The 20,752-nt window shown below is 38.6% G+C and carries 20 protein-coding genes; 11 read left to right on the forward strand and 9 right to left on the reverse strand.

Annotated elements, in window-relative coordinates; all coding sequences use genetic code 11:
* Positions 1–42: 42 nt before the first annotated feature.
* The 4 genes from sat to BN1068_RS13995 all read right to left on the reverse strand — a co-directional run bounded on the left by sat (position 43) and on the right by BN1068_RS13995 (position 3,670).
* A complete protein-coding gene (gene sat, locus BN1068_RS13980) occupies positions 43–1,197 on the reverse strand; it encodes a sulfate adenylyltransferase (protein WP_077603462.1) in 1,155 nt (384 codons plus the stop codon).
* 124 nt (positions 1,198–1,321) lie between these two features.
* The gene (locus tag BN1068_RS13985; protein WP_077603463.1) at positions 1,322–1,534 is read right to left on the reverse strand and encodes a hypothetical protein; all 213 of its coding nucleotides are present in this window, start codon (positions 1,532–1,534) and stop codon (positions 1,322–1,324) included.
* A 13-nt stretch (positions 1,535–1,547) separates the two neighbouring features.
* Positions 1,548–1,943 carry a DUF2642 domain-containing protein gene (locus tag BN1068_RS13990; RefSeq protein WP_077603464.1) on the reverse strand — a complete coding sequence of 132 codons (396 nt, stop codon included), beginning with the start codon at positions 1,941–1,943 and terminating at the stop codon, positions 1,548–1,550.
* 728 nt (positions 1,944–2,671) lie between these two features.
* On the reverse strand, positions 2,672–3,670 hold the full coding sequence (locus BN1068_RS13995) for an SDR family oxidoreductase (RefSeq protein ID WP_077603465.1): 999 nt from the start codon (positions 3,668–3,670) through the stop codon (positions 2,672–2,674).
* A 149-nt stretch (positions 3,671–3,819) separates the two neighbouring features.
* On the opposite strand from BN1068_RS13995, the gene BN1068_RS23665 reads away from it, so the two are divergent.
* Positions 3,820–3,984, forward strand: coding sequence for a hypothetical protein (locus BN1068_RS23665; protein ID WP_175637152.1), 165 nt, complete (start codon positions 3,820–3,822; stop codon positions 3,982–3,984).
* Between the two features lie 378 nt (positions 3,985–4,362).
* On the opposite strand, the gene BN1068_RS14000 is transcribed toward BN1068_RS23665, so the two are convergent.
* Positions 4,363–5,223 carry a DUF421 domain-containing protein gene (locus BN1068_RS14000; protein WP_077603466.1) on the reverse strand — a complete coding sequence of 287 codons (861 nt, stop codon included), beginning with the start codon at positions 5,221–5,223 and terminating at the stop codon, positions 4,363–4,365.
* 91 nt (positions 5,224–5,314) lie between these two features.
* On the opposite strand from BN1068_RS14000, the gene BN1068_RS14005 reads away from it, so the two are divergent.
* On the forward strand, positions 5,315–5,653 hold the full coding sequence (locus tag BN1068_RS14005) for a DUF4363 family protein (protein WP_077603467.1): 339 nt from the start codon (positions 5,315–5,317) through the stop codon (positions 5,651–5,653).
* Between the two features lie 134 nt (positions 5,654–5,787).
* Here BN1068_RS14005 and BN1068_RS14010 read toward each other — a convergent pair whose 3' ends face one another.
* The 3 genes from BN1068_RS14010 to BN1068_RS14020 form a co-directional block, all read right to left on the reverse strand.
* Positions 5,788–6,414: a spore coat protein gene (locus tag BN1068_RS14010; protein ID WP_077603468.1), complete on the reverse strand. Its 627-nt coding sequence runs from the start codon at positions 6,412–6,414 to the stop codon at positions 5,788–5,790.
* 110 nt (positions 6,415–6,524) lie between these two features.
* The gene (locus BN1068_RS14015; RefSeq protein ID WP_077603469.1) at positions 6,525–7,508 is read right to left on the reverse strand and encodes a DUF3231 family protein; all 984 of its coding nucleotides are present in this window, start codon (positions 7,506–7,508) and stop codon (positions 6,525–6,527) included.
* Positions 7,509–7,674: 166 nt separating this feature from the next.
* Positions 7,675–9,735 (reverse strand): catalase, encoded by a 2,061-nt coding sequence (locus BN1068_RS14020; RefSeq protein ID WP_077603470.1) that lies wholly within the window; start codon positions 9,733–9,735, stop codon positions 7,675–7,677.
* Between the two features lie 360 nt (positions 9,736–10,095).
* Here BN1068_RS14020 and BN1068_RS14025 point away from each other — a divergent pair, with 360 nt between their 5' ends.
* The 9 genes from BN1068_RS14025 (at position 10,096) to BN1068_RS14060 (ending at position 17,994) form a co-directional block, all read left to right on the forward strand.
* A complete protein-coding gene (locus BN1068_RS14025; RefSeq protein WP_077603471.1) occupies positions 10,096–10,281 on the forward strand; it encodes a hypothetical protein in 186 nt (61 codons plus the stop codon).
* On the forward strand, positions 10,278–11,663 hold the full coding sequence (locus tag BN1068_RS14030) for an amidase (protein WP_077603472.1): 1,386 nt from the start codon (positions 10,278–10,280) through the stop codon (positions 11,661–11,663). Before BN1068_RS14025 ends, BN1068_RS14030 begins: the two co-directional genes overlap by 4 nt.
* Before the next feature lie 264 nt (positions 11,664–11,927).
* Positions 11,928–12,104 (forward strand): hypothetical protein, encoded by a 177-nt coding sequence (locus BN1068_RS23670; RefSeq protein WP_175637153.1) that lies wholly within the window; start codon positions 11,928–11,930, stop codon positions 12,102–12,104.
* Positions 12,105–12,392: 288 nt separating this feature from the next.
* Positions 12,393–13,121: a polysaccharide deacetylase family protein gene (locus BN1068_RS14035; RefSeq protein WP_077603473.1), complete on the forward strand. Its 729-nt coding sequence runs from the start codon at positions 12,393–12,395 to the stop codon at positions 13,119–13,121.
* Between the two features lie 318 nt (positions 13,122–13,439).
* Positions 13,440–13,988, forward strand: a complete 549-nt coding sequence (gene ectA, locus BN1068_RS14040) for a diaminobutyrate acetyltransferase (RefSeq protein ID WP_077603474.1) — start codon at positions 13,440–13,442, stop codon at positions 13,986–13,988.
* Between the two features lie 8 nt (positions 13,989–13,996).
* A complete protein-coding gene (ectB, locus tag BN1068_RS14045) occupies positions 13,997–15,283 on the forward strand; it encodes a diaminobutyrate--2-oxoglutarate transaminase (protein ID WP_077603475.1) in 1,287 nt (428 codons plus the stop codon).
* A gap of 40 nt (positions 15,284–15,323) precedes the next feature.
* Positions 15,324–15,710, forward strand: a complete 387-nt coding sequence (locus tag BN1068_RS14050) for an ectoine synthase (RefSeq protein WP_077603476.1) — start codon at positions 15,324–15,326, stop codon at positions 15,708–15,710.
* Between the two features lie 176 nt (positions 15,711–15,886).
* Positions 15,887–16,318: a hypothetical protein gene (locus tag BN1068_RS14055; RefSeq protein ID WP_077603477.1), complete on the forward strand. Its 432-nt coding sequence runs from the start codon at positions 15,887–15,889 to the stop codon at positions 16,316–16,318.
* Positions 16,319–16,647: 329 nt separating this feature from the next.
* On the forward strand, positions 16,648–17,994 hold the full coding sequence (locus BN1068_RS14060; protein WP_077603478.1) for an MFS transporter: 1,347 nt from the start codon (positions 16,648–16,650) through the stop codon (positions 17,992–17,994).
* Positions 17,995–18,208: 214 nt separating this feature from the next.
* Here the strand turns inward: BN1068_RS14060 and BN1068_RS14065 are convergent, their stop codons facing one another.
* A complete protein-coding gene (locus BN1068_RS14065) occupies positions 18,209–20,746 on the reverse strand; it encodes a right-handed parallel beta-helix repeat-containing protein (protein WP_077603479.1) in 2,538 nt (845 codons plus the stop codon).
* Positions 20,747–20,752: the final 6 nt, after the last annotated feature.

The following is a 20,752-nucleotide window of genomic DNA, read 5'->3' on the forward strand; positions in this document are numbered from 1 at the left end:
GTATTCAAAAAGAAACGCACAACACTTTTTGAACAGCAATTATTATTTTTTATTCTTCATTCCTTTTATCAGCACATCGGCAACCTCCGGACGTGAAAATTCTTTTGGCGGACGTTTACCTTTCCGAAGCATTTCACGCACCATTGTACCGCTTAGATGGACATGGTTTTCATCGCCATGCGGACAAGTTTTCGCTGACGCCATATTTTCACATGCTTTGCAGTAAAACGCATGTTCAAATTTAAAAATTTGAATGCCTAGTTCTTCTTCATATTTTCCAATCAGCTCTTGTGCATCGTACGTGCCATAATAATCTCCGACACCGGCATGATCACGTCCTACGATGAAATGCGTGCAGCCATAATTTTTACGTACGATAGCATGCAGAATAGCTTCTTTCGGACCGGCATAACGCATTGCTCCCGGATAGATAACAAGGCGTACACGATTTCCCACATAATAGTTTTTCAAAATCACTTCATAGCTTTTCATCCGGACATCGGCCGGAATATCATCAGACTTGGTTTCACCAACAAGCGGATTCAACAGTAATCCATCCACCGCCTCAAGAGCAGTCTTTTGAATATGTTCATGAGCACGATGAACCGGATTCCGTGTCTGGAAACCGACGATGGTTTTCCAGTTCAGGTCTGCAAACATTTGCCGCGTTTCAGCCGGATCCATATAATATGCTGCAAACTGATTATGATCCGGACGTTGAAGCAATGTAACCGGCCCGCCAAGGTATATATTTCCTTTCTCATAAACTTTCTTCACGCCTGGATGAGCTGTGTCAGTCGTCCCATAGATATTTACCGCTTCCTTCTTTCTATCATAAGCATACTTTTCCTCCAGGATGATTGTCCCATAAATAATACCGTCTGTTCCTCTAAGGGCAATCTGTTCACCAATGTTAAGGTTTTGAGCCTGTTCTTCTGTTACAGGCAGTGTAATCGGTATACTCCAGATTGTGCCATCCGCAAGGCGTGTATGCTCAATAACATTTTCATAATCAGCCCGGCCCATAAATCCTTTCAGCGGACTAAATCCTCCTATTCCAATCAGTTCCAAATCAGAGAGCACCCAGGAATTCACAGATAGGGTGGGAAGCTTTTCAGCATTCCTGATTGCTTCATCTTTTTTCTTTCCAGTTAATTCACGGCAGATTAATCTTCCGCCATGTGGTTGATTAACCATAAAACCGCCTCCTGATTCCAGTTTTCATTACGCATGACTCCATTTCATGTCACAAATGATTTAGAATCATGTTTCATAACAGAATACCCCGGCTATCAAGCCAGGGTATCTTTTTTCTTCTTCTTTACGCTGCTACAGGGAAACGGACAAAGTTGATAGCATCTACTGAAATATATAATTTGACATTATCTCCATAACCGCTTGAAACATCAATAACCAGGGCTAAATCTGCAGTAACTGTTGAAAGAATACCTTCGATTAAATTATTATCCGTAGCTACTTCAACTGTTGATCCAATTCGATTGGCCAGTTCTGTAGAAAACTTTGCTGCAAACATTTAAACTCCTCCTTTACGTATTACTGACAAATTCAATTTTTTCAATTTGGACCAATACTTGTGCGCCAGAAGCTTCAATAATTATAATATAGTCATCCTGAACTGAAAGCAGTGTTCCAGATATTGTGTCAAAAGGAGTAGTGACCTGCACTTGTTCGTTTACTAAACTCAACAGGACCTCTCTAATGGTCGTTGGCGTACCAGGAGTTCCTCCGCCTCCCCATTTACCCAGACTTAAATTTAAATTCTGGCCGCCACCTAAACTGAATCCAGGTAAATTCAGAGAAAAATTATGACTTAGTGAACTGCCACTGTTCGTATCATTGGCGCTATTGGCTGTAACTAAGTTTTGTGACATCTGGTTTAACAAATTTAATAAATTTCTTTGGCGATCTGTTAAATTAGCCAAGCTTATTCATTCCTTTCCGTGGTGTTTTTTTAGGGTCTTTTTTATTTAACAAAATAAGGAAACCCCTAAAACAACTAAGAAATTAGCTGTACCATATTAACAGCTAATATCCCTTGTCTTTTATCCCTTTTTCAGGCCAATACCCGGACCGGTTGTAATTACTGTCAGGATACTGGTTTGCAAGGAATCTGTTATTCGTGTTTCCACGCATGAATTTTTGACGTATTCTGGAAATTTAATGATAATTGATATTATCGGGTTTTTGTGCGTTTATCTCGAGCTGCTTTATGCTACAATCTCATCATTTTGTACGTTATCACCATAATGTTTGTCCCAGTATTTTGAATCATCATTGCTATCTTTCGGAGCAAAATCCGTAAAAACTTCTTTTCCTCTTATCGTAAAAGCTGTAATTAGTGAATGGATTTTCTCAGAATAACGTCAATTTACTGTTATAAATGACACTCCTTTCATTTAGATATAAGGTAATTTATGCTTTTTTTATTAGCAGGATTGTACACATTCATTAAAATATCGTTTTCTAAACATAAAGGGCTGGACTAAAAACATAAAAAAAAAGAAAAATAGTAATTCCGCATATTTTTGAGCAGAAAACTACTATCTTTCATGATATTTAAATATTTTTGCAAAGCTCTACAACAGGAATAAGATATTAAAAACAGGAAATCAATAATAGATTATTCATGAAGCCTTCATTATAAATACTTTTAAGAATTTGTTGATTCTCCCCCGTCTACATGGAGCACTTGCCCGGTTACATGTCTGGAATCATCAGATGCCAGATAAACAAAAGTCGGTGCCACTTCAAAAGGCTGAGCCATACGATTAAATAAATTCCCTCCGGTCAGAGCATTTTCATCCGCAGAAAAGCTTGCCGGGATAAGCGGCGTCCAAATTCGTCCGGGAGCAATGGCATTAACCCGAATCTGACGTTTGGCAATATTTTTTGCCAGGGAACGCGTCCATCCGACAACAGCTGCTTTTGTAGCTGCATAATCCATTAATAAAGGCTCTCCCGCGTATGCAACAACAGAGGACGTTCCAATAATGGAACTTCCCGCTTTTAAATGAGGCAATGCAGCTCTGGTTGTGTAAAAGTGAGAATAAATATTCAATTTAAAGGTTTGATCAAATTGTTCATCTGTAATTTCAGTTACGTCATTTTGCTGAAATTGGATGCCAACATGGTTACATAAAATATCCAATTTATTAAACCTTTCAATTGTTTTTAAAACAATATGTTCGCACTGCCTTTTTTCACGCAGATCTCCGGGCAGTAATAAGCATTCCTGACCGAGTTCTTCTATTCTTCTTTTTGTCCGGTCAGCATCCTCATGTTCATTTAAATAAGCAATTGCAACGTTCGCTCCTTCCTTCGCAAAAGCAATTGCCGCAGCAGCTCCCATCCCGCTGTCTCCGCCGGTTATTAATGCAACTTTCCCCTTTAATTTTCCACTTCCTTTATAGTTTGGGTTTTCAATAATCGGTTTTGGCACCATTAATCTTTCGAGTCCCGGCTGAACGAGCTGTCTCTGCTCCGGCTGTGTAAGAGGTACCTCTTCATACTGGGTAATTTTACCGTATATAGGGTAATACGGATAAGGATCTTCTATTTTATTTTCTTCAAACCATTTTTGATATACTCTGATTTGCTCCAATTCTTCTTCAGTTAACGACGGATCACGATCATTATTTTGGTTCTTCATAACGATTTTCCCTCCCCTTTCATAGAATATGATTAGGCTTTTGTATATGTGAAGCATAAGCATCATAAATGCCGTTGCAATAATTCAGATTGATTTACCATAGGCCCCTCTTTGCACGATGCCTTGTTTTAATGGAAGGAGGTACTAAATTGAAATTTGAATTTTATCCGCAGGTTAGACGTTTATTAGAAAATAATGAAGAAGTGCTGGAAATGCATTATTTAAGTTACAGCTGGAGTACACCAACAATTAAGATAAGACCGCCATATTACACCGATCCTATATATGAGCCTTTTTATCCGGATATGGATTGACCTTTCCATATCTTCGGAAATAATCATTTAACGAACTAGTATATTGAAAAATCCGGGCGGCAATCAGCAATTCACCTGGGCTTAGCTTACTTTATTAAGTTATATGTCCTTTTCAGCCTGGTAACACTGCAAACAAACTATATAAAGAGCTGAATGGATGAACTGATCAGCTAAAAAAATAGTTTATTCAAAAGTAAAATGGTGTTACATATCAGAACTTTGAACGTATGTAACACCGTTTATTCTTTGTCTCATCATCATGGAGAAATTGTCTGAAAGCCCTCGGTATAAAACAATTCAGATTGGGGTAAGCTCAGAAGAATATAACCGGATCAGCAAATATCCCGGCAGCAGAGCCTGAATAAAATGCTGCTCCTATTACTTTAAATACGGTAAAATGACATCGAGCGCTTTTTGTACCTCCGCTGCCTGTTTGGCATATAATTTCTTAGCCTCCGGATTATCTGTCTGAAAGGAATATCCCTCCAAATCTGCTTGTATTTTTTTAAGAGATGCTGCTAACAACGGCCTTTCTTCAACCCTCTTTTTTGTATATTGGTCCTCATATAGATCAACATACATGCTTCCTCGTGAATCAATTTGAGCCAGGAACACATCCTTTATACCTCCAGCGCCCTGCTTCTGTATTTCTCCTGTAAGCCATTCCTCTGAGTAACCAATATTCTCTAGGCTTTTTTTCATTATTTTCCCGTCTATAATTAAGACAGCCGGACCATGCTCCTGTTCCAGCGGAATCCCTAATGTTTGCGGGGTAACTGGCTGCTGTTCCGTTTTCAACATAATGCTCAGTTCACCATTTGTTTCTAAAACAGCCATTTCCACATCAGAAACTTTAAAGGTCCCTTTCTCCCTTAGCAGCATTAATAATTCATTAATTGTCAGTAAATTCTTTTTTAAATTTTTATCTAACACTTCTCCATTTCGAATGACTATTGTTGCTTTCCCGTCTGTTATTTTTGAAAAAAGCATTGATTTCAAACCCAGATATGCCAGAATAATCGGAAAAAAACCCCAAATAGTTAATGACACTAATCCATTAACTATTTTAACGTTTTGATCAACAGACAAAGTTGCCGCTATGGAACCGATAGTGATTCCGACACAATAATCAAAAAAAGTGAGCTGTGAAATTTGCTTCTTGCCCATAATCCGTGCCATTAAAAATAATAAAAAGAATGCAGTTATTGAACGGATTAGAATCAATACAATCTCAGGCATTATCCAATTCCCAACCTTTCTAAGATACGTAATATATTCGTATTATGGGGCAATCTATGTATAACCATTCATAAAACAGAAAGGGATTAAAATGAAGAAGATAATAATCTTTTTTACACTTATATTTATCATACTTTCAGGGTGCTCCAATCAAGTTGGCGGTGATCATTTCTTTCAACAAATTGATAAGCTTGAACAGGCTATCGAGCAACCTGAATGGAGTAAGATTACGTCTCAGGCCGAAGAATTAAAGAAAATGTATAAGAAGGATAAGTGGAAAATCCAGCTGGTAGGTGACGAAGATGAATATGAAGGACTGGATGAGAGCATCAGTAATCTGATCGCAGCAGCTAAGGAAGAAGATTCAATAAATACCAGACTGGAGCTGGCAACGGTTAAGTCTATTTTTGAAGGAATTTATTCATTGTAGGTTTATACTGGCATACAAGAAAAGTTAAGTATACAAAAACATGCACAAAATACCTTCTTATTCTAATAAGAATCGAGCTATTACTAAGATCAATGAGACCTGAATAAAAAAGCCCCTCACCAGGGGCACATTCTTTAATGGAAAGGTGGATTGTTGGATTGAAGCACAGCGGGTGCATACCCCTCTTGCATCTGCATCATATCTTGTGCTGCAAGTTGTGGTACTTGATAGTATCCATGTTTATTTTGATACAAAGAAATTTCATAAGCCATCTCAATACAGTTTGGAATAGAGTCTGCAAGAACTCTTCTTACAACAGGATTCGTTGTTTCCAGTGCTGCTCCGGCTTTGGCTGGTGCACTTGCTTTAACAGCGCTTAACATACTGAGAGATATCGCTTCATCATTTATTTCTGCAGGTGCTTGCATCGGTTTTTGTGGCTGGGCAGCTGTTAACCCGTAGGTGAACTGGTTATTCTGCTTCATTTTATAACTTTGTGTCGGCTTTGAAGGAGGCTGTCCTGTTTTAAAACATTCTAAAGTAATGTTATATTCCTCTTGCATAAATGTTTTTTGACGCTCTAAAATATCGCGAAGCTCTGGGTCGCTTATATGCTCATTTAACATCGTATAAGTGTTCATTGTATTAATTGCCCCAGATAATACCTCATGAACGTCAAACATTTCATGTCCACCATGGTTCATTTGCGGCGGCACAGCTTTTGCATTCATTTGTTGGTTTTGCATTTGATTATTTTCCATAAAATCCTCCTAGTTCCTTTTCCTTCAATAATATGGTGCTAAAATAATGGTCAAATATACGCTTTTTTGAAAAGGTTCTAGAATTTACAAAAGGAAATTGATTTTGTTGTTCAAACTTCCATTTTCGGCGGCTCCTCCATCCAGCCATTATTGAGCATAATCGTTAGCCCTTCTCTTGCGTATTGATAGATATCTTTAGCCTTTATTCCAAGACTCGCATTCAAATCATTACGCATACTGAAATTAGCACCAAAGCTTTGGGCTCCAAGAGATACGTTACAAAAAAAGAAGGTAGTCATCATCATGAGTTTATCTGAAAAAGGTGCGGACATTGAACTTGTCACAGTGCCTCCAGGGGTAGCTGGTGATTGAATATCATCCCGTAGAAGGATTTCCCCAGTTTCATTTAAAATTTCTTTTGAAAGTTCCTTCCCTTTTGTAAAATATTTTTGGACTTCTTTATTCTTGGCACATTGTGCAAAACCTGCCATCAATTGCATACCGGTAATATTAACCTCGATATTTTGATAAAGATATGAAAACTCTACCGTATTCAGGACTCGTTTATTGCCAAAAATATTTGTCCCTTTTGTGTAATTTTTGTCCGTAATGTAATCAACCGACTTTGGCATAGAGATATAATTTGGACGGGGAAGAAGCCCTTCCTCCAGTAAATATTGAGTGAAATGATTATAATAGGCCTGCGAAATATGAATAATATCCATATAAAGCTTAATAATATCTTCACGGTAAGAAACGGTTATATGGAGAGCATACATAGACAGGCTGAGCTTTTTTAATATTCGGCAAAACATAATATCAAAACCATTCTCGTATAACCTGGGCGCTTCCAAATTCACATCTTCATGAGTAAATCCTTTGGGAGCTGCTGCGCCTTCCGCTTGAATCATCGATTGCATTTCTTCGACTTTGGGATGGAGTTTTTTCCATAACCCTGACATTAGATTTCGGGCTTTTTCATTCTCTGCTGTCTCAATAAAATATTCCAAATATCTCAGAATTAATGTTTTCTTCTGGTACGTCATCCATAGAGCACCGAGTTCTGATGAAGTCATTTTAGGTTTTTTGGGCATTAGCGCTTTGCCTCCCTATATTTATTATTCACTTTAAAAAGTAGTATTAGTTTTTTTAATGAATGTATACATAGCGCTGCACTAAAAAATCATAGGATATTAGCGCCATGATAAAGTCTCTATCTATAATAAAAAAAGAGCATTTTTAAAATGCCCTTTTTTTCTATTATGTTCTATTCCAAAAACGTTGTTTTGCAATGGCTGAGACAAATTCCTCCCCAAAGTTTTGATTATTAGCAGCAAAAACAACACCAGCTAAATTATTGCCATCTGACGCTTGGATGTAAGACTCTCCGGTAGAGGCAACGCCAATTGGTTTGTAATGTTTATAGGCTATATGCAGATATTCTATTACTTCCGAGTCAAATTTTGTTTGATTTGCGGAGCTCCCGCCTACAATGTAAAGGGAGTCAACGAGATAAGGGCTTGTTGTAAGAAAGGTTTTGTCAACTTTAAGTTTTGTGCCGTCAGCACCGGTAACTGTCCCAAGATTTTTACTTACAATTTCAATAAAAATCCCTTCTTGCTTTAATATATGAAGCGTATTTGTTACTTCATTGCCGAAACCATCGCCAATCAGTACCCCTACTTTCTGCGTATATGCGTAACGAGGAGTATTGCTTTGACTGAGAGAAGGATAGCTTGTAGATACTGGAACATTGGTCCCGCTTGGGCGATTGACACCAATGTTATCAGCAACAATAGAAGCCATCTCTTTATCAACATGAACCAGCTGCTTATCAACCATTTGCTGTCGGACAGATTTGCTTTTCACCTTTCCAATCTGATAACTTAGCCCCTCAATCGTATGTTGCTTTTCGATAGGCGTCAAACTATTCCAAAAAATCCTCGGCTGCGAATAATAATCTTTGAACGAGTCACTTCTGGCTCTAATTTTATAGCCATCTACTTTCCCCGGGTAATCTTTGTAGCCGCCTTCTTCCGGAGGTACCGTGTATGGGGTGTTATTTGCCAGCGAATTTTCATGATAATTTACCTTATCCACATCGATACGTTGCCTCATAAAACCGCGCCGCTGATTATTATGAAACGGACAGATTGGCCTATTAATCGGTAATTCAACATAATTGGAGCTGCCAAGTCTATGCTGCTGTGTATCTCTATATGCCATTAATCTTCCCTGTAGAACGGGGTCATTGGAAAAATCAATTCCCGGAACAACATTTGCAGGATTAAATGCGACTTGTTCTGACTCTGTAAAGTAGTTATCAATATTTCTATTTAACGTTAATTTACCGATCATTTGTACCGGCACAAGCTCCTCTGGCCAAAACTTGGAAGGATCAAGCACATCGAAATCAAATTTAAACTCATCCTCCATCGGGATTAATTGTACGCCCAGCTCATATTCTGGATAAGCTCCTTTATCGATGGCCTCCCGAAGATCCTTTCTATGAAAGTCAGGGTCGAGCCCTCCAATTTTAAGTGCTTCATCCTGCAGCAGGGAGTGCACTCCAAGAACCGGCTTCCATACGTATCTTACAAAAGTTGCAATATCTTGTTCATTAACAAACAGGTACGTATTAATGGACCATGACTCCATCATTCGATAGCTTCTTAAAATGCCTCGGTCGGACATAATCCACAGCACCATATGGAGTGCTTCATCGTTATTAGCAACATAATCCCAAAAACGGTCATGAGCCCCGCTTGCGGTTGGTATATCATCAGCTTGCTTAGCCTGGTAAGCATGCATTGCATCCGGAAACTTCATCGCGTCTTGGTTAATTAATACGGGCATTGCAATCGTCGTCAGGTCGACATTTCCTTCTTCGGTATAAAGCTTGACACCTTTGCAGCGTAAATCTCTTGCAGTATCATAAGATCCTTTAGCTCCTTGCACTGTAGAAAAACGAACGGTTAAGGGCGTCTTTTTACCCGCTTCCTGTAAAAAGCCGGCTTTTGTCACATGCTTCATGGATTGATAACATTCAAATTCACCATGTGCACTATAACCTCTCGCATGAACCACTCTTTCAGGTATTTCTTCATGGACAAAATGCGACATTTTTTCAAAGAAATCATAATCTTGCCGTAAGCTGGGGCCGCGTATGCCGGCTTTTAATTGGTCCTGGTCCTGTGACCTTTTTTTCCCTTCCTGGGTCGTCATTGGCTCTCCGGAATCCCGTACACGAAACTGATCTAGTTGATCTTGTTTAGCATCTCTATTATCAGGATGTTGATTTCTTGATGATTTCTCATCCATGTAATCACCCTTTCGAACGTTTAGATATACATACCATTTCTATATTTACGCTTTTGTGCTTAAATTAGAACATTACTTTTATTAAAGCGTGAAATTCTCAATCATGAATTGCCTTAAAACAGATTATATATTTGGGTCATTGAACTAAAAGATATATTAGAACGCCTGCTAAACGCTAAAAGGAGGCGCGATGGTGTACGTTACTTTGTTTGCCTTATCAACGGAACGTAATTCCCTGACAGAGTTTTTTATATTTATGCAAACAAGAAAACCTTCCTGTCCTCCAAAGTATAGCTATCCCGGCATAATTTTTCAGCCATTTCATATAGTATTAGGAATCTATAGGAGGAGGTAATTTAGATGGATGATGCAAACTTTATAAGGCAGGGGTTACATTTACAGGGTTTGCCGTTTTGCGAGACAGATATTCCATATATCTTGCAGATACGCTGCACGATGACATTATCACAAAACGCACTTTCCGCATTTCCATATTTAAATATGGAGACACCTATTACAATTGTTGACAAGGAATTACTGACATGACGGACATATCCTTCTTAACTGCTACAGAGCTCGGCCCGTTGCTCAAGTCACGCCAGCTGTCCCCCATAGAATTGACAAAACACCTGTTGAATCGAATCAATACATTCGATTCAATGCTCAGAACGTATATTACACCCCTCCATGATTCAGCTCTGAAACAAGCAAAAGAAGCAGAAGAAAATATTATGCGCGGGAATTATATAGGCCCACTCCATGGAATCCCAATTGGGGTCAAAGACAATTACTACACAAAAGGAATACGGACTACTGCTGGTTCCAAACTTTTTATAAATTTTATTCCTAAAGAAAATGCGACAACCGTAGATAAATTGTTAAATGCAGGCGGTATTATGCTGGGAAAACAAAATTTGCATGAACTTGCAGCTGGATCAACTGGTACAAATCCATTCTTTGGTAATACACGAAACCCATGGAATATCCAGTACATGCCAGGTGGATCAAGCGGCGGCGGAACTGCTTCCTTAGCAGCTGGTCTGGCAATACTTGCAACTGGATCGGACACATTTGGGTCCATACGTTTACCCGCTTCTATGTGCGGTGTATACGGTTTAAAAACAACCTATGGATTAGTCAGTACGCATGGAATTTTTCCTACAGCTATGTCTTTAGATACTGCCGGTCCAATGGCAAGATCGGTTTCTGATTTGGCATTAATGCTTCATTATATGGCAGGTTTTGATGCCAATGATCCTGTAAGCCTGGATGCACCAGTTCCGAATTATATGGCAGATCTAAATAAGGGGATCAAGGGAATCAAAATCGGCCTCCCTGCTTACTTTCTCCAAGACCTGGCTCCGGATGTAGAAAGCCTTTTTAAAGGTGCTATGGAAACACTCCAATATTTAGGAGCTGAAGTAGTGGATGTAGAGATTCCTGAATTAACTTTGTCAACCTTTTCCGGTTATACGATAGCGGCCGGAGAAGCATCAGCTTTGCATCATAAATGGCTACAGACACATTCAAGCGATTATTCTGCGGACATACGGAGTTTCTTTCTGGCCGGTGCATTAACCGACACACCGCAATATCTGCAGGCTCAACAAGCCCGAAGAAAACTGGTTAAAGGTTTTCAGGAAGCTTTTAAGCATGTTGATTTATTGCTCGGTCCAACCATACCGATTACCCCTCAAATCTATAGTGAACAATGGGTAAAGCAAAACTTAGAAGTTATTAGGAGTTGTCTGCCATTTACTGTTCCGGCTAATTTAACCGGTACCCCAAGCCTGGCCGTTCCAATGGGATTGGATAGTGAAAATCTTCCGGTTGGTATGCAATTTATCGGGACACCTCTCTCTGAAAAATTGTTATTACAGGCAGGCAAGGCCTGGGAAAGTACCATGCCGTTACGCTTTCGTGCTTAGAATTAAGTTGAGAATTTTTCATTCTAAATACTTAAAATAGTTTTTCGTTTATATTGAATTGCTTTGTAGATAATTTTAACGAAATTGGCGCTTAAATTAATCACATTTTTAAAATAACAAAATATGGCTCATCAAAAAGCGAGTGATTTTTTGATAAAGGGATAAAATATAATTCGAGGCCGGCATTTATGCTGGAAGCAGCTGACTAAAGCAAGGTTCCAAAAATGAATGTTTTCCTCATACAGAATATTGGGAGGGTTTTCAATGGATAACAATAAACGTAATTTTAACCGCAATGAACGTAAAAACCGTAATAATGAGAATAACCATAACCAAGAAATCAATAACGTGGAATTTGCAAATGAAAATGAGTTTATTGACGAAAATACCTTCAAGGAAAATAACAACCGCAATAATGAACGACGCAACAACCGCAAATAGGTAACATTACTTTTAAGATACCTGAACCGTTGGAAGACTAAAAAACCCGGTTCAGGTATCTTTCTTATAAATAAATCCTAATGTGCACAGCGTCTTTAATTAAATAATTCGTAGTACTTATTGTTTATTATGTCATTTGTAAAAATGAAGAAAAAAATTAATCAGCATCCCCTCTTCCTCTCTCCAAAATTTTCATGTATCCGTATATGATAAAAAAATTCTTCTAGTAAATAATAGATATAAATAATATTAAAGATTAATTTAATTTTTGGAAATGAGAGGTGTAAAATGAAGAAAAAAATACTTTATACGATTACTTATCTGCTTCTTACTTCTTGTTTATTCTTGTTAATCCAGGAACAGGTCTATGCGAAAGACCGGTTTGATTTTGAGGAGGACGGGGATATTTTCTGGGATGCAAAAACAGAGGAAAAAGTGATTGCTTTAACCTTTGACGACGGCCCGCACTCAAAATATACGCCTGCAATATTGGATATTTTAGCTGAATACGAAGCTAAAGCTACTTTTTTTGTAATGGGAGCTCATGCTGAAAAATTCCCGGATATCATCCAACGGCAAGTAATGGAAGGACATGAACTTGGCAATCATACTTATGACCACACCACGAAACTCAGCAGACTCAGTCAAGAAATGAAAGAAACCTCAGATATTCTATATGCCATCACCGGGAACCGCCCGACGCTCTTCCGGCCGGTTGGCGGCAGTTATAATGATGCGATTGTAAAGCGAGCTGAAGACAACCAGCTGCATGTTGTGCTATGGTCCTGGGATCAGGATACAAAAGACTGGGACGGGACAGATTATAAAACTATTGCAGATAATGTTATCAACAACCTTTCTCCGGGAGATGTCGTACTGTTTCATGACGCAGGAGGCAATAGGGAACAAACAGTTAAAGCTCTCCCGCTTATTCTCGATTATTTAGCTGAAAACCAATATAAAACCATTACAGTATCTGAAATGATGGAAAAAGACCAAAAGTTAAAAGAAAATTAACAGATACAGGCTATATAACCGCTGTCCCTAAACATCAAACTTGAGCGGACAGCTGTTTTATTCCCCTGTAATGAATTTAATTTTAATAATCACCCATCTCCTGTCTGGAAAATGTTTTATCCATTTATTTCCCTCAACATTAAAAAACGGATCATTTCTATTATATTCAAAGCTTTTTATAGTAAATAGCAATCATTTCACGCTCACCCCTTCTCATCATGAATAATCACGTTATTCTCCACTTTATGCGTTTTGACGTTATTTCTGCTTATGTTAATCTAATATGGTAAGTAAAAAATCCACTCAGGAGGTGAGAGCATTAACACAAACACAACAAATGAAACGACATTAACTGTTGAATTTGAAACCGATTTTTATTTTCGCAAGCCTGTAAAGGATGATGGAGCTGCTGTTTGGGAACTGATTAAAAATTCCAAGGTACTCGATCTCAATTCATCTTACAGTTATTTAATGTGGTGTGATATTTTTTCTGAAACCTCGATTGTTGCGGAAAAAGACGGGAAAACGCTCGGTTTTATTTCCGGGTATAAAAATCCGAATAATCAGAATAAACTGTTCATATGGCAGGTTGCTGTAGATGCTTCCGCTCGGGGTAACGGATTAGCAACGAAAATGCTGCTTCAGTTATTAAAGCGCAAAGCCTGTAAAGATATCGATTATGTTGAGGCAACCGTTTCACCGGCCAATCAACCTTCACAAGCTTTATTTAAAGGTCTTGCTGAAAAGCTTGATACAGATTGTCAAATCAGTGATTATTTCATCGCGGACGATTTTCCGGATGAAGAGGAAGAACACGAGGATGAGTTACTGTTTACGGTTGGACCAATTGCTGCAGAAAATAAATAATAAAAGGAATGATTTCATTGACAACAGCAACATTAAATGATGCGAAAATGAAAACGTTTGAAAGTTTAGAATCAGAAGTAAGAAGCTACAGCCGGGGGTGGCCTGCTGTTTTTGAAAAATCAAAAGGCTACAGGCTGTGGGATACAGATGGAAAAGAATATATTGATTTCTTTGCAGGTGCAGGTACATTAAATTATGGCCATAATGATGATACGATGCAGGAGAAATTAATTGAATATATCAAAAATGACGGGATCATCCATAGCCTCGATATGGGAACTCCCCCAAGAGAAAATTTCCTGAAACGATTTAATGAAGTTATACTCAAACCGCGCAACCTTGATTATAAGATTATGTTCCCCGGCCCTACCGGAACAAATACAGTAGAAAGCGCGCTGAAAATTGCCAGAAAAGTAACTGGCCGAGAAACTGTAATCAGCTTTACCAATGCTTTTCATGGGATGACTATTGGATCGCTTTCTGTAACTGGAAATTCCTTTAAGCGTCATGGAGCCGGCATTCCACTGCATCATGCTGTATCTATGCCATTTGATAATTATGTGGAGGATCATGATTCCATTGCTTATCTGGATCGCTTTTTAGAAGACAGCGGAAGCGGCGTAGCGTTGCCTGCTGCAATTATTCTAGAAACCGTTCAGGGAGAAGGCGGAATTAATGCTGCACGAATGGAATGGCTGAAAAAAGTAGAAGCACTGTGCAGACGCTGGGATATTCTCCTGATTGTCGATGATGTACAGGCAGGAAACGGCCGTACCGGTACATTCTTCAGCTTTGAGCCTGCAGGGATTGAACCAGATATTGTCTGTCTATCCAAATCCATCGGCGGAATCGGCCTTCCAATGGCAATTACATTGATTAAATCGGAGTTTGATCAATGGGGACCCGGTGAGCATAACGGAACCTTCCGCGGCAACAATATGGCTTTTATTGCTGCAACTGAAGCTCTAAAGAATTGGGAGACAGATGATTTCAGTAAAGAAATACAAGAAAAAGGTATGTTTTTGAAAAAAGCAGTGAATAAGCTGATTGAAAAATATTCTGAATTACAGGGAGAAGCCAGAGGCAGAGGCTTGATGCAGGGTATTGCCATAGAAAAAGATGGATTGGCAGGCGAAATTTGTGCCGAAGCTTTTAATCGCGGACTAATTGTAGAAACTTCCGGTCCAAATGATGAAGTAGTTAAATTCCTTCCGCCGCTGATTATTGATCAAGAAGGACTCGAAAAAGGACTGGAACTGCTGGAAGACAGCATAAAACATGTACTTGAACGATAAAAATGAATAGAGACTTATTAAGAGAGAGGAGAAAGAATAAATGATCGTAAAATCACTTGAAGATTTGCTTGGAACAGAAGCTGAAACAAAATCCGAAAACTGGGAGAGCCGCCGCTTTATTCTAAAAAAGGACGGCGTCGGCTTCAGTATGAACGATACCATCATTAAGGCAGGAACAGAAAATTTCTTCTGGTATAAAAACCACGTTGAAGCAGTGTACTGCATCGAAGGCGAAGGAGAAATTGAAAAGGTATCGACTGGAGATGTGTACCAGATTAAGCCCGGTACAATGTATCTTTTAGATGAAAATGATAAACACCATCTCCGCGCACGTACAGAGATGCGTATGGTATGTGTATTCAACCCGCCGCTAGTGGGAACAGAAACCCATAATGAAGAAGGGTTCTACCCTCTTTTAACTGAATAGCACATCTTAAAACCACCTGATAGAAAAAATTCTATATCAGGTGGTTTTCCAGGCTTTAAAGAATTTTACATAATTATCGACTAGCGCAGCTGCACCAAACCCGACTTTTTCAGATTGTTACACACACGGAAAGAAAAGACGAATAAACTGGGTATAGGTTGAAAGGAGGTTAGCGGATGTCTTTTCATAATCAACCCTCACCAGGCTGGCATTCTTATCATCAAAATCAGAGAGAGAATATGCAGCAGGATAATAATCAGTATCCCGCCGGCAGCAGAAACAAATCGGGACATCAAGATAAGGAAACACAGCTTCAAGGTCCTGAATATGGAGCAGGTATGTTAACAGGATACAATACGTTTCCTGCCCGGGATACAAATAGTCAGAGGCAACATAATACCTATTCAACATATCCTGCCAGCTCCTATCATGGTATAACACCGGATATGCAATCCATGATGCAAATGATGATTCATCTCAAAAATCAAATGGATCAGCTTAACCAATTGATTATGCAGAACAATCGTCTGTTACAATCAATACATGACCAGGAAGATACGAAGTGTGTTCAGGGAAGCGGCGGCGGAGCAATTATTGTACGAATGTGATGAAAGTAAAAAAGGATTTCTCGAATTGTTATTAAATTATTATCTGTTATCAACACGTATTCCATATATTTAGCGGACTTATTCCAGGAGCTGTATTATCCCGGTATAAGCCCGCTATTATTCGTTTATTTGAAACTACTTGATATGGTCGGAATCACCGTATAATTATAAAACTGAACAGCCAGAGAAAAACAATCTTATTCGATATAGTTTTTCCCTATAGCAAACGATACATTTTTACAATTACCTTATAACTGCTGTTTCATGATAACATTCTGTTTAATCATTTACATTGTGAAAATTAAATAAACGGAAGGAAGTTTAAAATTATGCGGACCGTTCAAACAACGCAAGTTTTGGGTAACAGTAAATTTAATAAATTTCATTTGCTTATTTTTCTCTGGTGCTTTTTCGCTATCGGCTTTGATGGCTTTGACGTGGCTATATACGGAATTGGATTACCATTAATGATGGAGGACTTTAATATCAGCAGAGTGGAAGCCGGGGCAATAAGCAGCTACACTCTTATCAGTGCCATGGTGGGTACATTTCTGTTAGGCTCCATTTCAGATCTTATTGGCCGTAAAAAAGCAATAGCCATTTGCTTAACCTTATTCAGTTTTTTTACCTTTTTAGCAGGTTTTGCACAGAACCCTACCTTATTTATGATTATGCGGATTATTGCCGCACTGGGTTTAGGTGGGATTATGCCAATCCTTGTTGCAATTATGGGAGAGTATTCTCCAGTGAAAAAACGGGCATTGACGATTGCTACGATGTACTGCGGTTATTCTATTGGAGCAATTATCGCTTCTTTAATTGGAATGTATTTGATGGAATTGACGAGCTGGAGGTTATTATATTGGATTAGCATTATTCCTCTTATTACGCTGCCCTGGTTCTTAAAGCAATTTCCTGAATCTGTTTCTTATTATCTTAAAAAGAAAAAAGGGGACAAAATCGCAGAGATTCTTAATAAAGTTAATCCTGGCGGCAACTATCAAGCGGCCGATAACTATGAATATGAAACGTTTAAAGAAAGCACCAGAGAATTCCCAATTAAAAAGGTTTTCTCAAATAAACGGACCAGCAGTACCCTTGCATTTTGGATTGCAGTCACTTGCTCGATGCTCGTTATATCCGGATTAACAACCTGGCTGCCGCAAATTATGGTTGAATCAGGTCACGGCCTTACATCCAGCCTATCCTTTAACCTGATGCTTGCTGTCGGACAAATATCCGGTTCGATATTTGGCGGGATGTTAGTAAGCCGTCTCGGACATCGTTCTGTCTTAATCCTGATGTTTTTTATCGGATCACTATGTTTTGTTATGTTAAGTATAACAACAAATTCCCTTCTGCTATATTTTATCATTACCTTAACAGGTGCTTGCACAGTGGGAACACAAAACTTAGTCAATCCTTATATTTCGGAATTTTACCCAAGAGAGATCCGAACAACCGGATTAAGTATAGCTGTCGGTGTCGGACGAATTGGGGGCATCATGGCACCGGTAGCCATTGCACTTTTACTCACAACCAATTTAGACCCGCAGCATGCATTTATGGCCTTTGCTATACCCAGCCTGATTGGAGCAATTGCCTTCATTACAGTCCGGGAAAAGCATGCGAGCTTTGACCATATTGTGCCAGTGAAAAAACATAAAATTGCTTGAAAGTAATGCGTCCTACTATAAAATATTATCATTGCTATACACTAGTAAATAATAATTTTTCATAAATCAAGCCGGCTGTTTCTCCATCTTTTAGAAACAGCCGGCTTAATAAAATGAACTGGCTTTTTTACCTTCAAATATTGTGCTGACTCCATTCTAAAATTATTCTTGAAGATTTTTAAAAACACCTTTTCCTCCCACCAGACTTTTATAGTCATTTCACAGCCATAATCCCTTTTAATATATCCGATTGCGTCAAACTGATAATCTGTTCTTTTTCAAGCGATACTTCAGGCTGCTCTAATAATCTTTCAGACTGCACCTGAATAATTGATTCAACAATTTCTTCCGGCCATTGCATGATACGCTCATCTACGGATATCGGATAATTGTCGTTAATAGATTCTTTTAGAAAGGCTGAATCAAAAACAAATTGATGCTTCACTAAGATTTGACGGACAATTTCTGCTGCTTCCTCAGCTGTATAGAAATCAAATACAGCTTCATAGTTTAATTGCTCCATCAATTTTGGAGCAACTATTTTCAATCGATTAATCTCTGCTTCTTTCCCCGAAATAATGATAACAAGTTTTTGATTAAAAAATTTATTTTCTAATAGTGCCATCAGATTTGTCTCATTTTCTATTTTCTCCAGCTGATCTATCCATAATAAACCGCTATTTATCTGATCTAAATCGCTGAATGAAGGCATTTCAGATAATCTAAAACCTTCCTTTTCTTTTATTAGTTCTGCTTCAGCAAGCAGGTCCCGGGCTTGCTCAAAGAAAGGTGTAAGATCCTTCATTCCTTTTTGAAGCCACAGCATTCCCCAGTGCTGATCCATTGAAATTCCTTGGGTAGTCCGGACCTTATACAAAGTGGTTTCTTTCAGAAGTTTTTTCATCATTTCTTTATAAGCTGTCGGGCCAATCAAGCTTTCCACCTGAACCGTTTCTTTATCCTTAGGCTGCAGCTCTTTCTTTTCAAATGAAACGGCATCATTGAGCGGTACTGATCCTGATGTTTTCCCCGTAAAGTCATACGTTAACACCATATTCGGAGAGTGTATTAAATTAGATGAAAACCGGCTGCTCTTATCCTTCTGCAGCCACACTCTAACGCTCGGATCATCAAACTGAACCTTGGCAGCAGTTCCTCTTAATAACTTAAAGTGAACAGCTTCTTTCTCTATATTCCTGAATGTCAGATAGGAAAAATCAATAACACTATCCATCGAAAAAACCCCTCCAGAAAGCTGCAGTGAACTTGCATTTAGACTGCTTCGCTCCCGTAAAGAAATGGCTGCCGTCTTATCAATTACCTCAACACTATTCAATGCTACCTTGGCATTAGCAATGGAAATAGCAGCATCTACTGCTTTTGGTATATCTGAATTTTTTTCGTAGGTTGCCGAACTGTCCAGATTATTATTTTCTAAATAGCTGTTGCGAATATCTGCCTCGCCATCCTGAAGTATCAAAGCATTTTTATAGCAATTTTTTATCGTCAGCTGATTGGCATTTAAAATAGATTTTTGTATATACACTCCTGTATTTACTGCATCAAATATCACGTCATCTAAGTATGTGTTTTGAACTCCGTCCAAATAGACAGCATCATGAAGAGAACCCTTAATGGTGGTCCCTTCCAGGTGTAGACTTCCTTGTTCCTTTATAAAAATAACCGGATAATTTTTTTCGTGTTCATCTACACAATGATCAAACATGCTATTTTTTATTACCACATTCGATTGTCCCGCAGCACTGACAGCATTGTATTCCAGCTGGGTCATTTCAATATTTCCCAATTTGACGGTAGACTGTTCGCGAATATAGATACCCATAAACAATTTTTTCAAAAAAGCGTTAGAAAGCTCCAATTGAGACTGATAGACTTGAATTCCGTCAAATAGAGAATCATGTATATGCACATCATTCAGTCTTACAACGGAACGATTTTTTATATAAACAGCAGGGTAGCCTGCCTTCTCATCTTTTCTTTTTATTTCACAGAAGTTTTTCATATCTGCTTTTTCAACGGTCAATTCACTGTGATCCACCCGCAGCACATCACGGTATGTATGATTGGTTGTCAGGGAGTTGATATAACCTTTACTATCCTCTAAGATGACAGCTACACCACCGCCAGTCATACTTACTTCATGCAGATCAAGCTCTGCTTCTTTTGCAAAAATTCCATAGTTGCTGGGATTTTTTATTGTCAGATTCTCAGCAGTCAGCCTGCTGCCTAAGCCCGCATATATCCCTACCCCTTTCACATCACAATTCTCTAAGGTCACCACAGATTCTTCTGCATGAAGAGAATTGGATGTATGACCGATAAGAGTGCTGTTTTTCACATGTACCTTTGATTCCAGACCAATCCATAGAGCCGGATAAGTTGTTTTTACATCCCGGTAATTTTCCCCTTCAATCCTGCAATTCTCTATGCTGATCTCCGAGGTTTCTTTTACATAAATTGCATTAGTATGACCTGTCTGCTGAAATGTAATTCCTTGAAGTGTGACAGCTGCATCTATTGTTTTTAATAATGGAACATCCGAGGAACCAGTAATAACAACTTGTCCTTTTCCCTGAAGTGTTATATTCCTGCCGTCAACTGCCAGGTTTTCTGTATATTGGCCATTCTCGATATAGACTGTACCGCCATCTAATACGGCATCTATTCCTTGTTGAATCGTACGATATTTATTAAATAGTCCACCTTTTTTTACTACTACTGACTCTTCCATATGATG

This window comes from Oceanobacillus sojae (genome assembly GCF_900162665.1).
Classification (GTDB): Bacteria; Bacillota; Bacilli; order Bacillales; family Amphibacillaceae; genus Oceanobacillus; species Oceanobacillus sojae_A.

What these genes read in the sequence shown, in the direction of transcription:
- ectB (WP_077603475.1), top strand. Translation starts at nt 13,997, where the DNA reads ATGATTTCATTGACAACAGCAACATTAAATGATGCGAAAATGAAAACG.
- BN1068_RS14005 (WP_077603467.1), top strand. Translation starts at nt 5,315, where the DNA reads ATGAAGAAGATAATAATCTTTTTTACACTTATATTTATCATACTTTCA.
- BN1068_RS14030 (WP_077603472.1), top strand. Translation starts at nt 10,278, where the DNA reads ATGACGGACATATCCTTCTTAACTGCTACAGAGCTCGGCCCGTTGCTC.
- BN1068_RS23670 (WP_175637153.1), top strand. Translation starts at nt 11,928, where the DNA reads ATGGATAACAATAAACGTAATTTTAACCGCAATGAACGTAAAAACCGT.
- BN1068_RS14020 (WP_077603470.1), bottom strand. Translation starts at nt 9,735, where the DNA reads ATGGATGAGAAATCATCAAGAAATCAACATCCTGATAATAGAGATGCT.
- BN1068_RS14010 (WP_077603468.1), bottom strand. Translation starts at nt 6,414, where the DNA reads ATGGAAAATAATCAAATGCAAAACCAACAAATGAATGCAAAAGCTGTG.
- BN1068_RS14000 (WP_077603466.1), bottom strand. Translation starts at nt 5,223, where the DNA reads ATGCCTGAGATTGTATTGATTCTAATCCGTTCAATAACTGCATTCTTT.
- BN1068_RS14015 (WP_077603469.1), bottom strand. Translation starts at nt 7,508, where the DNA reads ATGCCCAAAAAACCTAAAATGACTTCATCAGAACTCGGTGCTCTATGG.
- BN1068_RS14050 (WP_077603476.1), top strand. Translation starts at nt 15,324, where the DNA reads ATGATCGTAAAATCACTTGAAGATTTGCTTGGAACAGAAGCTGAAACA.
- sat (WP_077603462.1), bottom strand. Translation starts at nt 1,197, where the DNA reads ATGGTTAATCAACCACATGGCGGAAGATTAATCTGCCGTGAATTAACT.
- BN1068_RS14035 (WP_077603473.1), top strand. Translation starts at nt 12,393, where the DNA reads ATGAAGAAAAAAATACTTTATACGATTACTTATCTGCTTCTTACTTCT.
- BN1068_RS13995 (WP_077603465.1), bottom strand. Translation starts at nt 3,670, where the DNA reads ATGAAGAACCAAAATAATGATCGTGATCCGTCGTTAACTGAAGAAGAA.
- BN1068_RS14065 (WP_077603479.1), bottom strand. Translation starts at nt 20,746, where the DNA reads ATGGAAGAGTCAGTAGTAGTAAAAAAAGGTGGACTATTTAATAAATAT.
- BN1068_RS14055 (WP_077603477.1), top strand. Translation starts at nt 15,887, where the DNA reads ATGTCTTTTCATAATCAACCCTCACCAGGCTGGCATTCTTATCATCAA.
- BN1068_RS14060 (WP_077603478.1), top strand. Translation starts at nt 16,648, where the DNA reads ATGCGGACCGTTCAAACAACGCAAGTTTTGGGTAACAGTAAATTTAAT.
- BN1068_RS14025 (WP_077603471.1), top strand. Translation starts at nt 10,096, where the DNA reads ATGGATGATGCAAACTTTATAAGGCAGGGGTTACATTTACAGGGTTTG.
- BN1068_RS13985 (WP_077603463.1), bottom strand. Translation starts at nt 1,534, where the DNA reads ATGTTTGCAGCAAAGTTTTCTACAGAACTGGCCAATCGAATTGGATCA.